Genomic DNA, 16,776 nt, shown 5'->3' with positions numbered 1-16,776 from the left:
AGGCTATTCTTTGCTTCGGTAATCGGAGATTACTTAGCGTCTACTTCTGTTTCAGTAGTGATTTTGTTACCAGAAGTATCTTCAATATTTGCAGCTTTATCTACTGTAACCTTAACAGTATTGATGTTATTAGCGTTAAGATCCAAGTTTTTCAAAGTAGATTTCACTGTAAATGTTACATAGTACTTACCAGCATCGTTACCTGCACCAGCAGTTACAGCATTTGCAGTGTACAGGGAATCAGAAGCAGTGGTAGCTACGCCATTAATAGTAAATACGAAGTCTGCTGTATCAACAGTACCGCTCTTCACGTCCTCAGAGAAGCTGAGTACGAGTACAGAAGTATCACCGGTCGATACAGTTGCTGCAGTCAGCTTAGGTGCTACACCATCTGTCAAGGCGAAGTCTCTACTGAATGCCAACGCTCCATTACCAGCAGCATCTGTGATACCAGCAGCTACAAATGTGAATACTTTGCTTTCGCTGATAGATGTCTTTGGAATGTGGATATTTACATCTGCAGTAAGTGGTGCTGAAGAGTTAGTACCTGTAGTATTAGTGAGTACGATGTAAGCAGTGCTTGGCAGTGCTTTGTCGCCATAAGTGTAGCTGTTAAGGTCACGAAGACTTGCAACGTTCAGACCTTTATCATCTTTAACACTTACAGTGATCACTACTTCAGTAGCAGCAGCTTCAGTGTAAGTAACACCAGTAACGCTAGGTCTGTCAGCATCTGTAGAAGTTGCAGTTTCTACAGTAACAGTAATACTAGCCGCTACAAATTTATTGCTGGAAAGGGAATCATCTTTAACCAAAGTAGCAGGCAGACGAAGTGTATAATTACCACTCAATCCAGCAACTGCAGGATAGATCACTTTCGCACCATCAATTTTTGCACCAGTAGTGAAGTCAGCAGTAGCCAGTTGACCAGTTGACTCATTGATTAGAGTAGGAGCACCTGTCAATTCCTTAACATTTTCAGAGAAGGTTACAACCAGACCTTTACCACTAGTGTAAACAGCGCTGACCACTGTAGGAGCAACAGTATCCTTAGTGATTGTAATTGGCTGAGTCAATGCAGTACCCAAGGTGTTACCCAGAGTATCCTTAACTGATGCGCCAAATACTAGTGATCCAGTGAATGTACCAGAGTCAGGAACTTTAAATCCAGCAGGAACCTGCAATCTGATTGTATCACTATCTTTAGATGTAACTACAGATAGTGTACCTTGGCTTTCACCATATACGTTCAACAAACGAACATTTGCAACAAAGGATTGATAGTTCACTTTCTTGTTGAACTTGATATCAATATATTTGTCGCTAACTGGTGTTACGCTAGCAATAGTTGGAGCAGCAGTATCAGAAGTTACTGCTACAGTTGTTTTAATTGGGTTAGGGTTTGCTACGTTTCCTGCATAGTCAGTAACATTCAACAGGGAAACATCATAAGACGAGCCACTGTTCAATGTTCCAGTAGTCAATGTGATAGTGTCGTAAGTATCGTTAGATACAGTTGCAGTAGCTGCAGCGCCATTCACATAAGCAATGATACCGGACTTTTTCACAGGCTCACTTACTTTTACTGTAACTGTATTAGTTGTAGTCTTAGCAACTGCAGTTGCACTTACAACTGTAGGAGCAACAACATCAGCAACAGTAATCAAGTTAGTGAAAGTAGGGAATTTAGTTCCAGCAGAAGTCTTAATAGCATCAGTCACTACAATCGAGTACTGACCTTTCAAGAACTCTGTACCTGGGAATGTGATTGTCGCTTCAGTACTTCCAGCATTCAAAGTAACGTGAGCGCCATTAACGGTTACGTTATTGGTACCAGTTACAGTTACTACTTTAAGCACGTCTGCAATAACAGCATCTTCAGAAATCAAAGATTCTGCATCAATAGTACGGTTGAATTTAACAACCAGTTGCTTAGCATTTGGAGCTTCTACGGATACAACCTTAGGAGCAGCCAAAGTTACTTTTGCAGTGTAGTCTTTTTCAAGGTGCTTGAAGTTGATTGTTGTTTCAACGCCTTCTACAAGAGCAGTTGTCAATTCAACAGTCTGAGTTGTTTTGTCAGAGAATGTTACTACAACACTTGTTGGGCTTGTTGCTTCAGCAGAAGCTACAGTCAATGTAGGTTTCACGGACAATTGATCAACTGCATAAGCTGTTTCTACTACCAAAGAGCGGGTAGCGTTAGCTTTGAAGTTAGTTGTTTGAGCAACCAGACCAGCGTTGATAACTGCTTGAGCATAGCCCTTAGCCCATACAGAAGCGGAGTTATCAGTTGTTGTAGGTTGTTCCAGTTTCAAAGCGCGGAACAATACAGCCGCTACTTCTTCAACTGTTACTTTACCGTTGTAGTCGAAAAGACCTTTAACAGTATCTTTACCTTGCATCAAGTTAGCTGCAGTAACAGCTTCGATGTAAGGAACAGCCCAGTTAGTAGCTGTGTAGCCTTTGTCTTTGTAAGACAACTTGCCAGATACTTCAGTAAGACCGAACAATTTAGTAACGATCTTAGCGAATTCTGCACGAGTCAGATCTTTTTCAAGGTGAGCCTGACCATCTGGGTACCCATTGAGAATACCTTTAGCTGCCAGAGCGTCGAATGCCTGTTGTGGAGTTGCTTGTGCTGTTTCACCAAATGCTACAGAGGCAAACATCGAGAATGCCATTGCTGTAGATAATGCTACGGATAAAATTTTCTTCATAACCTTTTTTTCTCCTCCTTGGACGTTCATGAACTGAGATTTTTCTTTAGTTGGGTAGCTCATGTCACTCATTAGCCGATGCACCCCCTTTCCCGAGTTGAGCATATTAAGTATAAATAATGTCTGTGACGGGTATCACAGAAACTTGTAAACAGGTTCAAGGCAGACTAATACTAGATTCCTAATTCTACCTAAGTATTATACAATGTGCCTCTAGTCACGTAAAGCTAATTTTTCCATCCAGCCGTGTACCTTCATTCCTTGGTGGCCATTAGGTAATTGCCTTGTGTAAGTGACTCTACACCTTAAACGCAATAGTTTCGAGAAAGTTGCGCTTTGTTCAAAAAAACTTTTTTCTTTTTGTATCCCCGGCCCCGTTCCAATAGAAGAACCATATGTATGTTCTACTAACTATTGTTAATGTTGGGTGGCTACGGGAATCAGTATAGCATAGACGCTTTCCAAACGTCATTAAGCAATATTTGTTAAGTTAATAAACATAATCTGCCTTTTTCAAACTCTAAAACATCTTTACTCTGGCATAATAAAAAGCGCCGTTTCCGGCGCTCTTTTTTATGGCATATGAACTAGCGGATCTTCATTGATAGTTGAATCAATTCCTGACGCTTCTCAGGGCTGGCATTTACATTCTCATACATTGCATCGATCGCCCCACGGTTCTCGCGGTAGCTCTTCTCATGTTTGATCGTAGTGTGCGACCAATCAATCAAAGCATTCTCGGCAATAACGAGGTCATTATATGCATCATGGAACCCAGTAGACTGTACAAGCTCTTCCATCAGTTCCTGTGTAATCTCCTGTAGTGCACGTTTGGCGGCAATTTCCTTCTCCAGGATTTTGGCTCTATTCTCAAACATATTCTTTGCTTTCGTGTAATCCAGCTGTGCTTTTGATAAAATCGGTTTCATCGATGGCTTTCACCTTTCAGAAAATATTATTTTCTAAGTTATTGTAACGTAAATCGGTGCAGATTACAAAAGTTAATGTGCACCGTATGTAATTAAATTACAATAAAACAGGTCCGCGAACAGTTTTTCGCGGACCTGCTGTTCAAGTAGTCACATTAGTTGAAGGTTTTCGGGAAGATGCTGGTGCTCTTCTGCAGTAGTGCTACAGCAATTTTACCGGCTTCTGCTCTTGTAAGCTTGCCCTTTGGATTGAAATTATATACAGGCTTAGCTTGACCAGTAATCGTTGTTGCATTGCCCTCCATAATCTTCGCTTTCGATACGGCCTCAATGGCAGGCCTGGAATAGAAGTCCATACTGCCGGAGTCAACGAATGACTTCCCTAGGCTGGTTAACAATTTGGCATCGTTAGCAGACATTTTCAGCTTAAGGGCTCTGGCGATCATTACCGCTGCCTGCTCACGGGTCAGCGACTGGTCAGGACCGAAGAATCCGTCACTAAGACCGGTAATAATTCCTGCTCTCGCTGCTGTCTCGATATAATTGTAACTCCACGTTGTTGTCTTCGCTTCAGGCACGACATCGAAGAAGGTTTGCTGATCCGTATAGGATAACGGAATGCTCAATCCCTTAACCAGCAGGCTGGCAAATTCCCCTCTTGTCGTTGTATCATCCGCTCCGAAGGCATCCGCACGCAGATTGCTCATAATTCCTTTGGAGAACAATCCGTTAAGCACGTTGCGTGCCCAAGGATGGTTAGTGATATCCAGGTATCCTCGGCGCAGCTTCATTACTGTATAATACCCGAATTCATCGAAATTAACGGTAATAGTATGTGCTTTGTTATTCACTTCGCCCCCGACATTCTCCCAGGCCCCCGCATCGGTGTACCGGAAGACCGTAATTGTCGTCCCTACCTCGTCCACTATGCTTGGACTGAATGAAAGGGTTAATTTCCCCCGCTGGGAAGGAAGTATTTTGCGTGCAAGATCAATCTGCGTAAATTTACCTTCAATAGAATACGGGGCAAGTCCGTTCGTTGCCGGGCTCGATGCTGTTTCGCCTAAGCCCCCGCTGAGCCAGTATATATCTGATACTCTTGTGAAATTATTAGTTTCTGCTGTTGACGTGAATCGCAGGGTAAGCTCCTGCGGAATCGTGAGAACAGGAGTAATATCATTAGTTACTCTCGTCCCGTCAATGGTGCTGCCGTAATCGTTCTTGCGCTCAACAACACCATCTCTTGGATCAGCGATACCGAACAGCAACTTGGTGTCAGGATAATATTTTGCCGCGCCTGCGCTAGTATATCCTTTCATGAGCGTTCCCTTAGGGAAGGTCAGAGACAATGCATTATTAAAGACAGTATACTTGGTTGCTACCTTCTCAGCCATGTATTGTGTATCAATCTGCACTGCACTGGCGTAGTAGACATTCACAGTTTCGTTCAGCGTTGAATCTTTACCAACGATCTGGATTTTAACTGCATTGGACTTATCGGCTTTGAGGCCTACATAGTCGAACGTGAAGCGGTTTGGAAGATCAGAGCGGCGGATCGCTTCTTCCTTGCCGATTAGTACCTTGGTCGCGCCTTCCGCTTCAATATCGAAACGGACAAAGTTCTTGTTCACAATAATCTGATCGCCAACTGTAGCCACAGGAGAGAGAATGCGGTATGGAACCTGCTCCCGGGCAATCTCCAGCCGCTGTGTGGTGCGCGCTCCGGTGTTGTTGATCAGCTCCAAGTTATAAATATGGCTGTCAGACGTGCTCTCGAACGGAATATCACGCAGCCGTAGCAGGAAGTCACTGCTGGTACCGTTATAGTCATAGATTAACTTAGCATTGGCTGTATTCTCGGGATATCCTCTCGTGATAACCTCTTCTATATCAGTTAGCATCAAAGGTTGCGTAACAGATGAGAATACCAGTTCAGAGCCCCTGTACAGATTCAGGATTGTGGCTCCGCCACCCCGCAGAACAAGATCGTATTTATTCTCACCGGTAACGTATTTCTCGTCTTTAAAGGTAAAGGCAGAAGAATAAGCCAGGATCTTGTTGCTCTCATCCTCATTGGTATGAGAGGTTTTCGTGAAAGTCGGCCGTGTATCTCCACCTAATGTTGGATGAAACTGCTTCAGGTCTGATACGTTTTTGTCCAGAATATAAATGCGCAATTCCTTCGTTACTTTACGGGAGTTGTTGCCCGACTTCGAAACCCCGGTGAGCACAATTTTGTTCTCCCCGTAAACTAACGGTCCTGTTGAGGTTACAGGAAGTGGAAGATTAAATGTACGATGATCATTGTCGACTTTAAATCCAAGCGGGGTCCAGCCCGTAGCAGTACTTTCGCTATCCGTACCATTAACCTGCAATTGGGCACTGTCAATATTTTCAAACCCGAAGTATTCACCCTTTAAGACAAGATTAGGGTTTGATTTCGAATCTACGGTATACGTATCACCATCATTTAAATTGTTAACATAGATATAGTTCTTGGAAATATAAGATACGGCGGCATTAAAGAAAGACTTAGAAGTACCATAGCGGAACTGCACGGTCTGCTGACCGACAGGGAAATCTGTAATATGATAGATCCGCTCAGTGTTAAGCAGCGTTGATGGAGCACCTACGATTGGTGAAAGCTCAGTAACATTGCTTAAAGGCAGATAAGATACCATAAGCTTCGCTGTTTGTGGACTGACATTGGATTTGACCAAAATATAAAAGTTATTCTTCTCAACCTCCTGCCCGTTCAGCGGAAGCTTTGTGGTGATATCGCCCGAGCCGGCGTAATCTTTCAAATAGTACATTTCCTGAATAACTGTTTCATTCGGCAGGTAAGTGAACTTATAATCACGGGACATACTATAGTCATCATAATCCACGCTGAGTGAAATCTTGTTGAGGCTTGGATTTACATTTACAGGAACTTTATTTCCTGTTGTAGTGAATTGCGCGAGCCAGTACGCCGGAGTAATCCCGTCAACGCCTGGAATCTGAATTGCGTTTGTAATTGTAACAGGAAGTTCAATTTCTGTAGCAGTTGCCCCCTTGTCCAGCTTGAAAGATACATGTGTTGCATCAAATGGATTTTTGCCGTAAGGAACAAGAATTTCACCTGAGAGATTAGCTGTTGTCACATCTGCAGTTGTCAAAGTTGGATTACTATCATTAAGAAGGCTTTCTGTCTGTGTAGCATGAATAATATTCAACTTGGCAAAAGGCTGTGATTTATCAAAATAATATACTATCCGCTCAAGTGTGATACTGTCGGAGGCATTGCGGACAACGATTTGCAGCTTCCTTTCACCCGGCATAAGTGTCAGAGCAGGAGTGAAGAAGGTTCCGTCTTCCAACAAAGACGTTTGCAGCGGTGTCCCCCCATCAAGTGAAATACTTACTTTGGTTGCATTGGCAGCCTTTCCTTGCAATGTTATGGAAGAGGACGGCACTACAACCTTAGTTCCTTCATTCAGGTCAAGTGCAGAAGGGCCTCCAAGTACCTTGAGTGAGGTTACATATGGAATATTAGTGTACAGGACATAAAAAGACACGGAGCGCGTCAAGTTACCCTGCAGTCCTGAGAATGTAATCTTGTTATATCCGTTAAATAATGTGATTCCGCTTGTAACAAACCGGTTATCTGGACTACTGGTATCTGTGGTAACAACGCCTGAGGTCTGGCGGTTAACATCTGTTTCCCACTTCTTTGAGTCCGGATTCTGTGTTAGCTGTTCCACAACCACTCTCATCGTAGAACCGGTAACCTGCGAATAAGAACCGGTAACAACCAGATTGGCATTGCTTGTCTGCAAAACTTTGCTGCGGTCAATTACACCATTAGTAGATGTGGAATTGCCGGTTGCATTGGGGTCCAGAGATACCGTCTGACGCAGAGTAGCATCGTCCGGACTGAAGAACAGCGTAGAGTCCGCGGACACCTTCGAATTATAGCTGCCTGGAAACATAGAAACGATCAGTGCCGCCAGCAGCAGCCAAACGAATGGTCTCTTAAAGCGTAACATGTGTATATCTCTCCTTTGAGTTTATGTTCTGATAAGCCTCACTTTGTACTTTATCGGTTAGTAGAAGGTATATTCTTAGGGAATACAGCAAAAAACTCATCCCAAAAAGGATGAGTTTTGCTAACTTAAGGAAAAATCAATAAATGCGTGTCAATTATAGTCTAAGATTTAGAACTGCGCTCAGGATCCAGCTTCATGCGCATTCTTAGGATTAAGTCAATGACCGGGCGTTTGGTTTTGCTGATCACACCAGTGATCTCTGCACCAATCTGCAGGAAGAAGAGCATAATGCAGATTACCACGAACGTAACCCAGTTGGCTTCATACAGCGAAGCGGATGTCTGGATGACAGCCAGAATTCCGAAGAAGGCGGCGATGCCATAAATAATCAATACGGTCTGGCGGTGGCTGAAGCCAAGTTCACGCAGGCAGTGATGAAGATGGCCTTTGTCCGGTGCAAAGATTGGCTTCTTCTGCAGCTTGCGCCGTACGATGGCAAAGAATGTATCCGATAAAGGAACCCCGATAATCAGGAGTGGTGTGATAAACGACACCACCGCAATCTGCTTGAATCCGAGCAGCGCGAGCAGCGCCAGGCAGAAGCCCAGGAACAGCGAGCCTGTATCACCCATGAAGATTTTGGCGGGATGAAAGTTAAAGAACAGAAAACCGAGTATACTGCCCAGAAGCAGTAAGCACAGCAGAGCAACCATGGTATTGCCCATCAGGAAGGCCATTACAGCAATGGTGGCAATCGCGATACCGGATACACCGGCTGCAAGCCCGTCCAGTCCGTCGATCAGATTCACGGCATTCGTGACGCCGACAATCCAGAAGATTGTAAGAGGGATGGCAATCCAGCTCTCCAGTGAAGAATAGCTATTATGAAAAGGAATGTTTACGAAATCAACAGTAATTCCAAACCCGAAAACGACGATGCAGGCTGCGGCAATTTGGCCCAGCAGCTTCACCTTGGCTGATAGCTCGAACCGGTCATCGAGACCGCCGATCAGCACAATCAGACCGCCGCCACAGAGCAGCGCTTTGATGAAGTTAGCCTCCCGCGGAGTGAAGTCATACGGAATAATCGGTAATACGGCAAGCAGGCCTAACACAAACGCCAGAAATATGCCGAGTCCGCCAAGGCGGGGCATGATCTTCGTATGCACTTTACGGGCATTAGGCACATCTGTCGCACCGATCTTAATAGCAAATTTCTTAACGAGCGGCGTCAAAAGCAGTGCAAGTCCCATGCACACAATAAATCCGGCGATGTATATGATTAACATTTGTTCAGTCGACCCCCATTTCTCTACCGCATTGAATTATACGCTGAACCAAAAACAAATTCCAATACCGTTTTTAGGCTGTTACACGGATTTTTTCAGTAAATATCCTCAAATTACTGGTCTTTTGTCACTTTATCTTTCTCTCGTACCACTTTTACTGCGAATTTCGGCAGCGCAAGCATTCTTTTGTAACGTGTAGGTTCCTTAATCAGCCGGTATAACCATTCTGCCCTCAATTTCTGGAAGGCTTTGGGGGCACGGCGGCTTTTGCCGGAGATTACATCGAAGCTCCCGCCGACGCCCATCATGACCGGAATCTGGAGCCGGGACTTATATTTAGCAATCCATGGCTCCTGGCTGTCTGCCCCTCTGGCAACGAAAAGCAGGTCAGGCTTAGTTTCGAGAATTCCGGCGATTATCTGCTCATCCTCATCCGGACCAAAGAACCCGTCATGATAACCTGCGATGACAATGCCGGGATATCCAGTTTGTAACCTAGAAGTCGTCTCGCGAATCACCTCGGGGGTTGAGCCCAGCAAATATACTCTCCAGTTGTAGCTTTCACCCTGGCGCAATAATTCATGTAAAAGATCAAAACCCGCTACACGCTCAGCGACTGGCTCTTTGCAGTAATCCGCTGCCCACACTACACCAGTCCCGTCGGGAACTACAAGCTCTGCTGATTTCATAATCTCCATATACGACGGATTCTCAAGGGCCGCCATGACCATGATCGGGTTAGCGGTAATGACCTGGTGGGGAACACGATTATGAACCGCCTCCGTCAAATAAGAAACCGTTGTCTTCATATCAACTTTGGATACTCGAATGCCGAAAATTGGCACTGTTGGTATCGCGCTATCTGCTTTCACTTGTCACTCATCCTTTACGGCGGAAATATTGGGCAACTTGCCGGGCCGGAGCCTCAGCTTCTTCAACCAGTGAAGCAATCAGCGGTTCACGCTCACGCTTCCATGCCTCTCCCGATTTCAGCAGCTCCAGAAGTCCCGCTGCAACCATATCACCTTCCAGCGCAGCTGTCGAACCTACCGGCCGGCAACCGATCCGTTCAAGGAAATGGTCGATCTTCGGATCATAGGAGACCCCCATCAGCGGAACCCGTCTTCCGGCAGCATAGATCAGGCTGTGGAGCCGCATGCCAATCAGCGCCTGACACTGTCCTACTTCACGCAGCATCTGCTGCGGATGGAGCGCATCCTCGCAAATACTGACGGTTCCCCCATGCTCCTCTACACCTTGTCCCAGCTTCTGCATGACATAACGTGAAGCCTCATTGTCCGCAGAATGATGAAAGGGCAGAAAACGTAAGTGAAGCGGCAGCTCTGCTGATACCTTCACCAGACCTTCAGCCAATGCATCCAGCTCTTTGCGCGACTGCTCCCAGAAACGTACGGAGATGCCCACGGTATAAAGCTCTGTCTGCAGATTAGAGATATCTGAATCATGGACATACGCATTGCCGCTACTCGGCTCATGCGTTTCTGTACGTATATCCTCCGGTAGCGTAAGGCCCATAACCGGGTCAGGGACGACATCTATCGTGCCCTTATCCAGACCCATAGACTGCAGCAGCAGGCGGGACTGCTCGTCCCGTACGGATACATAAGCACATTTACGGAAAATTGATTTGATCAGCGGATGAAACAGCTTGCGGTTCACCGGGCCTATCCCTTGGGCATAGATAAAGGTTGGCTTGCCCATCCACTGGGCCAGCTTAATGATGGCCAGATAGTACGGAATAGTCTTGCTGCTTGTTACATCCTGCAGCAGACTGCCCCCGCCGCTTATCAGCCCGGCACTCTCTGATATTGTCTTCCGGACTTCCCCCAGCTTCATCCGGTGCACGGATTCGACGCCGTAAGCAGCGGTTGTCCATTCCGGATCAATGGAGAGCACCACGGGCGTCAGCGTTATTCCAGCAGCCTCGGACTGCTTACGGAGTGCGTTCAGAATGGACTGCAGAACCGCCTCGTCTCCGCTGTTGCGGAATCCGTAATAACCCGAGATTATAATTTTTTGAGCAGCGGCGACCATCGTTTCCAACACCCTTCCGCGATCTGCCATACCCCTATAGCGATAATGCCGATGATAAGACCGAGTCCCAGACCCAGAAGTCCGCGGACCAGCGAGATCAGAACCGGCGAATGAATATGGGCAAAGGTATCTACCATGGACAACTGGCCGATAACCGCAATAATCATAATAAAAGCAGCATTCCGGTATTTATAGGCCATGAAAGCGCCAAGGATAAAGAGCGGATGTGCCAGCAGGAACTCTTTGTTACGCGGTCTTACTCCGACAGTATTCTCCAGGAAGGTGCGGAACGACATCTCGAGCGAGCTTACACTGCCGCTGTTGCCTGTACGGCTTAAATAGTACATCCCCAGAATACCCAGTACACCGGCTGCAATTACCATTGCAAGCGTGATCGGCGTCCGCAGCAGCTTGCCGGTCTTGTTGAAGGCAAACTCCCCACGGTACAAAAGCACATACAGCGCTGTGAGCCCAATTGGTGCTAAATGCAGCAGACTTACGCCGCGGAACTGATTGAGCACCAGGGCATAGGTGACATTATTCAAGAGCGCAATTACAAAGGGTACTGCACTAAACGAGATCAGCGCTGTTTTGACGTAAAGAACCAGACTATGTGTCAGCCTGCGGCGCGGGCCCATCACAGCAAAGGTCAAGGCATTGGGACGCAACGGCGGTCCCATTTCATTAATCTTGCGGATAGCCAGCACCATAGCCACGGTAGGCGCACTTATAGCCACTGCAAGTGCAAGTGCCTGTTCAAATAACGCAGGCTTCAGGACCATGAGTCCTGCACTGCCCAGCAGCCCCAGCACCCATGCAGGCAGTGTAAGCCAAGGAACAAAGTAGGAAACCAGGAGGGCAACCATGGCTACAGCCCCGATTACAGCAATTAATTTGAAATAACGCTGGAAAGAGGAATCCACCACATCAAACGCAGTAGCTTGTCCCATTTCAAAACCGTTAGCTTCAATTTTTGCAACCGCACCATCAGGCCCGCTTAGGCTGGTAACCAGATTGTCGAGCGTATCGGTAACCTGTGCCTTGGATGTATCCCGTGACGGAATCGTATTAAGATAGATCATCCGGATGTTACGGTCTTTCGTAGCAAGTGCAAAGCGGTCGGCAATCACTTCTGTGGACAGGCCGGAATCAGCCTCACTGAGCGAGTACAGCCGCGTCACGTTATAGTCCAGCAGATAGGCCAGTTTGGAGAAGCCTTTTTGCTGTACCTTAATATTCTCAATGGCTGCAATCCCCATCCCGCGTTCCTTCAGCAGATCAGCGAATGCTGTGATACTGGCCAGATCGGCATCATCGGAGTAGCCTTTAACAGACTCGCCTTCGAAAAGCAGACGTTTGACGCCAAGCTCCGCGTAACGGTCCAGCAGACTCTTAACGGCTTCCTGATTATACGCCAGCGAATCTACAAGGCGCGGCACAATATTGAAGCCTTTCTCATGCAGCATCTCCAGTGTAGTCGGATCCGGCTGCAGCGGCTTGAGCGTTGCATTCTCCAGGGGAGTTTTGATAATCAGGCCCTGTTGTCCGCGGTAGGTCCAATCTTCTGTTGCAATATCCAAGCCGGCAAATGCCTCCCGGATGATCGGTGAGAGCGTTCCACTGTTCTTCGCACTGGTGAAGAGGACATATGTATAGTTCTCATTCTCAGGAATTACAGTATCGGTCAGATTAGCGATATCAGCCGCTCCCCACAGCATCAGGCGCCGGGCCTTGCGGAAATCCTCCAAAGTGCTTTCGTATATTGCCATACTCTGAACACCGGCAGACTTCAGCCGGTCGAGCTGCTCGGAGATATAATCCTGCGGATTCCCCCGGTAGCTGGCTACTTCGACCAGATCGCGGTAATCAAAGACAAATTCAACCGTTTTGGAAGACTTCTCCGTCTGAAGACGGTCATACACAACCGGGAGAGCAGCAAGCAGGCCAATCACCACGATAATCCACAACCATTTGCGCGAAGCTATATTCCAGCGTTGCCATTTCTGTTGCACCAAAAGTACCTCCTCTTTCACTTTAAAGCTAAGTGCCATTCTGTCATAATAAGCTCAAACACTCTTGCAGTGGTCAAATTTAAGCGGAAACGGATGTCCCTATACCAGGAGCAGCTCCGTTTCCGCAGGCATGTTCTATATTTAGTATTATTTCCCGTCTACACGGGCCATAACCTGATTAGTCAATTCATCCACTTTGTCTTTGGAATTCTGAAGCGATTCGCCAACGACGGCAAAATAAACCTTGATCTTCGGCTCGGTGCCGGAAGGACGCAGGCAGAACCATGAGCCGTCAGAGAGCAGATATTTCAGCACATTCTCCTTAGGCAGACCGTTCAGGCCGAGTGAATAGTCGAGCACCTCTGTAACTGAGGCTCCGGCAATTTCATGCGGCGGGCTGGTGCGCCAGTCATTCATGATTCCCTGAATCTGTGCTACACCGTCTTTACCTTTAAGGGTGCGCGATTCGAGACTTTCGAGGAAGTAGCCGAATTGTGCATACAGCTCCTGAAGCACATCGTACAGCGTCTTACCCTGGGCTTTGTAATAAGCCCCCGCTTCAGCGATCAGCATCGCAGCCAGGACAGCATCCTTGTCACGGGCGTAGTTGCCGGCCAGGTAACCATAGCTCTCTTCATATCCGAAAAGAAAAGTGTATTCGCCGGACTGCTCGAATTGGTTCATCTTCTCGCCGATATATTTGAATCCTGTCAGCGTGTTGAACACGGTAGCGCCGTAATGGCTGGCTACAGCCGCTCCCATCTCACTGGTCACAATAGTTTTAACTACTGCACCATTGCTTGGCAGCTTGCCCTGCTCCTGCAGGCGGCTCAAATAATAATGAATCATGAGGGCGCCCGACTGATTACCGGACAAGACCACAAACTTGCCTTCATTGTCCCGCACAACTGCGCCCATACGGTCTGCATCGGGGTCCGTACCAATTAACAGATCAGCATTCAGTTCTTCACCCAGCTTCATAGCCAAGGTGAAGGCTTCACGCTCTTCCGGGTTCGGCGATTTCACCGTGGAGAATTCTGAATCCGGCTGTTCCTGCTCGGGCACCACATGTACCTGGGTGAAACCGATCTTCTCAAGTACACGGCGGACCGGAAGATTGCCTGTCCCATGCAGCGGTGTGTAGACAATCGAGAAATCACGGCCTAGCGTAGAAGCAATCTCTTCACGGCCGACACTGACTGCGGCTACTGTATCCGTAAACGCTTCATCCTCAGCTTCACCCAGCCAGTGCAGCAAGCCTGCACTCTCTGCGGCTTCACGGGAAATACGCTTTACGCCGTTAAAGGAGTCCACTTCCAAAATATTAGCAATTACCTTCTCCGCTTCGTCAGGCACCAGCTGTCCGCCCTCTGCGTTATACACTTTGTACCCGTTGTACTCAGGCGGATTATGACTTGCAGTAATTACAATGCCTCCTGAGGCCTTCAGATGGCGGACTGCAAAGGACAGCTGCGGTGTGGATCGCAAGGAAGGGAACAGATGCGTCTCAATTCCGTTGCCGGCCAGCACAAGTGCAGCTTCCAGCGTGAATTCCGGCGAAAAGCGGCGGGAATCGTGGGCAATGACCACGGAAGGACGTCCTTCTCCTGTATGCTGTCCCAGAATATAATTAGCGAAGCCCTGTGTCGCTCTGCCTACGGTATATCGGTTAATCCGGTTGCTGCCGGCGCCGATCACTCCGCGCAAACCGCCTGTCCCGAATTCAAGGTCTCTATAGAAACGTTCTTCCAGTTCCTTCGGCTCATCCGCAAGAGCCTTCAGCTCTGCCTTGGTGCTCTCGTCAACGGAAGGGTCCTGCAGCCAGCGTGTTAAGGTTTCTGCGGCCTTTGGGCTTAATCCAGTCATGTGAATCTCTCCTTCTCCATCTATAATTTATAATTTTATAACAGGAACTAGCTGAGTGCGAACATAATTTCCCCGGAAGCTACAATCTTGCCTTCCACTTTAGCGGTAGCTTGGCCTTTGCCGATGCTGCCTTTGAGCCGGGTAATCTCCACCTCAAGCACAAGGGTATCGCCAGGTACGACCTGGCCGCGGAAACGGAAGCCGTCGAGGCCGGCCAGGAAGCCGATTTTACCACGGTTTGCTTCCAGCCCCAGAATAGCTACTGCGCCCACCTGAGCCAGCGCTTCCGTGATTAGCACACCCGGCATTACCGGATATCCCGGAAAATGTCCGGTGAAAAACGGTTCATTCACCGTCACATTTTTGATGCCGACAGCCCGTTTGCCCATTTCTATTTCAGTGATTTTGTCCACCAGCAGAAATGGGGGCCGGTGGGGTATGATTTCTTGAATTTGATTGATATCCAGCATGATCAGCAAAGCTCCCTTCGGATGTAACCGCGTCTATAAAACCTCCGCCTACAGCAGCGCTTTTGTTTTATTCTTCACCGCCCTGCATAAATATGGGCAGCTTCGGCAAAAACTATAACTATCCTTCACCACCTGCAGCAGTGGAGGTTGAGATAAGGGGCTTTCTCCACCGCACGCGGCAGCATGGCGGAGAGGGCCCTTTTTGGCGCTCTTAGGGCACGCCATCATTATACATTTTTCAGTATAAAAAAGAAAACTCCCCTGTACAACAAGGGAGCTTCCGAAATCCTGTATTCAGGAATTATTTATGGTGCAAACACCAAATCATATACATGCTTCCAGGTGCTCCACAGGAGCACATCGCTAAATTCTTTTTTGCCGAGAATCACGTAACCGACGACCAGGCCGCCTCCAAGCGCGGCAACAAGCAGCAGGGGAATCAGGAACCACTGGATAATGGTCCATGCCGAAATCCCGCGCCGCCTTACCGGCTGCTGCTGTTGTTCTTCTTCCGGTTTGTTGACCTTCTCACGACTCATTCCGTCACCTCACGCGCGCATGTTATTAGCCAGGCCCAGCATCTGGTCACTGGAGGACAACGCCCGGGCAGCAAGCTGATAGGTGCGCTGAATCTGCATCATCTCGGTCATTTCCTTACTTAGATCCACGTTGGATGACTCCAGATATCCGGTACGTACGCCCACATCCTTCGCTTCACCTGCGGCTCTTTGCACAAACGCCTGCTGTGCAGTCACACCATCGGCAAGCGTATAGAAGTTGCCGTCCACAGCTTGCAGAGCATTCTTGCTCAGCGGCTCTACAATCATAAGTGTGCCCGCTATAATAGCAGGATCATTCTCACCGGTCTTGGTAAGTACCCGGCCGCTCTCGTCAATAGCAGCACTCACATTGGCTGGCACTGTGAGCGGATTCCCGTCTGTGTTCAGCACAGGGTTACCGGTATTATCTACAAGCATCATATTGTCAGGATTCGCGGTATCCGGGATGAAATGGAAATCACCTTGACGGGTATACGCAGTCGCTCCGTTGACCTGAACTCCGAACAATCCATTACCCTGAAGCGCCAAATCCGTTGGATTCCCCGTTTCCTGGAGAGTTCCCTCTTCCCAGTTGCTTGTAACCGAAGGCACACGGACCCCAAAGCCGATATTGAAGCCCAGAGGCATACTGCGGCCAGGCTGGTCATAGTCCTTGGATTGCTGCTGCACACGTGTGAGCACGTCCTCGAAAGAGCCTTCTTTGCTCTTATAGCCGTTTGTGTTCATATTGGCAATGTTATCCGCTATGATATCCAGCCGCTGCTGCAGGCTGGACATAGACACAGCGGCACCGATTGTCGAGTTGTTCACAGATCTAACCTCCCAAAAGCTTAATAACTAAGAAGAA

11 protein-coding genes are annotated in these 16,776 nt (G+C 47.7%); all 11 read right to left on the bottom strand.

Annotated elements, in window-relative coordinates:
* Positions 1-29: 29 nt before the first annotated feature.
* The 11 genes from MHI42_RS22945 to MHI42_RS22895 all read right to left on the bottom strand — a co-directional run bounded on the left by MHI42_RS22945 (position 30) and on the right by MHI42_RS22895 (position 16,739).
* Positions 30-2,792: a hypothetical protein gene (locus tag MHI42_RS22945; protein ID WP_342420753.1), complete on the bottom strand. Its 2,763-nt coding sequence runs from the start codon at positions 2,790-2,792 to the stop codon at positions 30-32.
* Between the two features lie 515 nt (positions 2,793-3,307).
* The gene (locus MHI42_RS22940) at positions 3,308-3,649 is read right to left on the bottom strand and encodes a hypothetical protein (protein WP_171717168.1); all 342 of its coding nucleotides are present in this window, start codon (positions 3,647-3,649) and stop codon (positions 3,308-3,310) included.
* A gap of 155 nt (positions 3,650-3,804) precedes the next feature.
* The gene (locus tag MHI42_RS22935) at positions 3,805-7,677 is read right to left on the bottom strand and encodes an S-layer homology domain-containing protein (protein ID WP_342420752.1); all 3,873 of its coding nucleotides are present in this window, start codon (positions 7,675-7,677) and stop codon (positions 3,805-3,807) included.
* Positions 7,678-7,838: 161 nt separating this feature from the next.
* The gene (locus MHI42_RS22930; RefSeq protein WP_342420751.1) at positions 7,839-8,966 is read right to left on the bottom strand and encodes an MraY family glycosyltransferase; all 1,128 of its coding nucleotides are present in this window, start codon (positions 8,964-8,966) and stop codon (positions 7,839-7,841) included.
* Between the two features lie 113 nt (positions 8,967-9,079).
* On the bottom strand, positions 9,080-9,838 hold the full coding sequence (locus MHI42_RS22925; protein ID WP_342420750.1) for a WecB/TagA/CpsF family glycosyltransferase: 759 nt from the start codon (positions 9,836-9,838) through the stop codon (positions 9,080-9,082).
* Positions 9,839-9,845: 7 nt separating this feature from the next.
* Positions 9,846-11,021 carry a polysaccharide pyruvyl transferase CsaB gene (gene csaB / locus MHI42_RS22920; RefSeq protein ID WP_342424788.1) on the bottom strand — a complete coding sequence of 392 codons (1,176 nt, stop codon included), beginning with the start codon at positions 11,019-11,021 and terminating at the stop codon, positions 9,846-9,848.
* Entirely contained in the window at positions 10,994-13,033 is a 2,040-nt protein-coding gene (locus MHI42_RS22915; RefSeq protein WP_342420749.1) for a DUF5693 family protein, read from the bottom strand. Before MHI42_RS22915 ends, csaB begins: the two co-directional genes overlap by 28 nt.
* 147 nt (positions 13,034-13,180) lie before the next feature.
* A complete protein-coding gene (locus MHI42_RS22910) occupies positions 13,181-14,899 on the bottom strand; it encodes a phospho-sugar mutase (protein ID WP_342420748.1) in 1,719 nt (572 codons plus the stop codon).
* Positions 14,900-14,946: 47 nt separating this feature from the next.
* On the bottom strand, positions 14,947-15,369 hold the full coding sequence (fabZ, locus tag MHI42_RS22905) for a 3-hydroxyacyl-ACP dehydratase FabZ (RefSeq protein WP_039303787.1): 423 nt from the start codon (positions 15,367-15,369) through the stop codon (positions 14,947-14,949).
* Between the two features lie 305 nt (positions 15,370-15,674).
* Positions 15,675-15,908 (bottom strand): DNA-directed RNA polymerase subunit beta, encoded by a 234-nt coding sequence (locus MHI42_RS22900; protein WP_042140241.1) that lies wholly within the window; start codon positions 15,906-15,908, stop codon positions 15,675-15,677.
* Positions 15,909-15,917: 9 nt separating this feature from the next.
* Positions 15,918-16,739: a flagellar hook-basal body protein gene (locus MHI42_RS22895; RefSeq protein ID WP_042140242.1), complete on the bottom strand. Its 822-nt coding sequence runs from the start codon at positions 16,737-16,739 to the stop codon at positions 15,918-15,920.
* Positions 16,740-16,776: the final 37 nt, after the last annotated feature.

Origin of the sequence: Paenibacillus sp. FSL E2-0178, from assembly GCF_038593005.1 — a bacterium.
In the GTDB taxonomy this organism is placed as follows: Bacteria; Bacillota; Bacilli; order Paenibacillales; family Paenibacillaceae; genus Paenibacillus_AQ; species Paenibacillus_AQ phytohabitans.
The sequence above is the reverse complement of the archived record's forward strand: the minus strand, read 5'-3'. Positions and strand labels throughout refer to the sequence as shown.

Bases quoted from the DNA above. Each gene is read 5' to 3' on its own strand.
- MHI42_RS22945 (WP_342420753.1), bottom strand. From the start codon at position 2,792: ATGAGTGACATGAGCTACCCAACTAAAGAAAAATCTCAGTTCATGAAC.
- MHI42_RS22940 (WP_171717168.1), bottom strand. From the start codon at position 3,649: ATGAAACCGATTTTATCAAAAGCACAGCTGGATTACACGAAAGCAAAG.
- MHI42_RS22935 (WP_342420752.1), bottom strand. From the start codon at position 7,677: ATGTTACGCTTTAAGAGACCATTCGTTTGGCTGCTGCTGGCGGCACTG.
- MHI42_RS22930 (WP_342420751.1), bottom strand. From the start codon at position 8,966: ATGTTAATCATATACATCGCCGGATTTATTGTGTGCATGGGACTTGCA.
- csaB (WP_342424788.1), bottom strand. From the start codon at position 11,021: ATGGTCGCCGCTGCTCAAAAAATTATAATCTCGGGTTATTACGGATTC.
- MHI42_RS22910 (WP_342420748.1), bottom strand. From the start codon at position 14,899: ATGACTGGATTAAGCCCAAAGGCCGCAGAAACCTTAACACGCTGGCTG.
- fabZ (WP_039303787.1), bottom strand. From the start codon at position 15,369: ATGCTGGATATCAATCAAATTCAAGAAATCATACCCCACCGGCCCCCA.
- MHI42_RS22900 (WP_042140241.1), bottom strand. From the start codon at position 15,908: ATGAGTCGTGAGAAGGTCAACAAACCGGAAGAAGAACAACAGCAGCAG.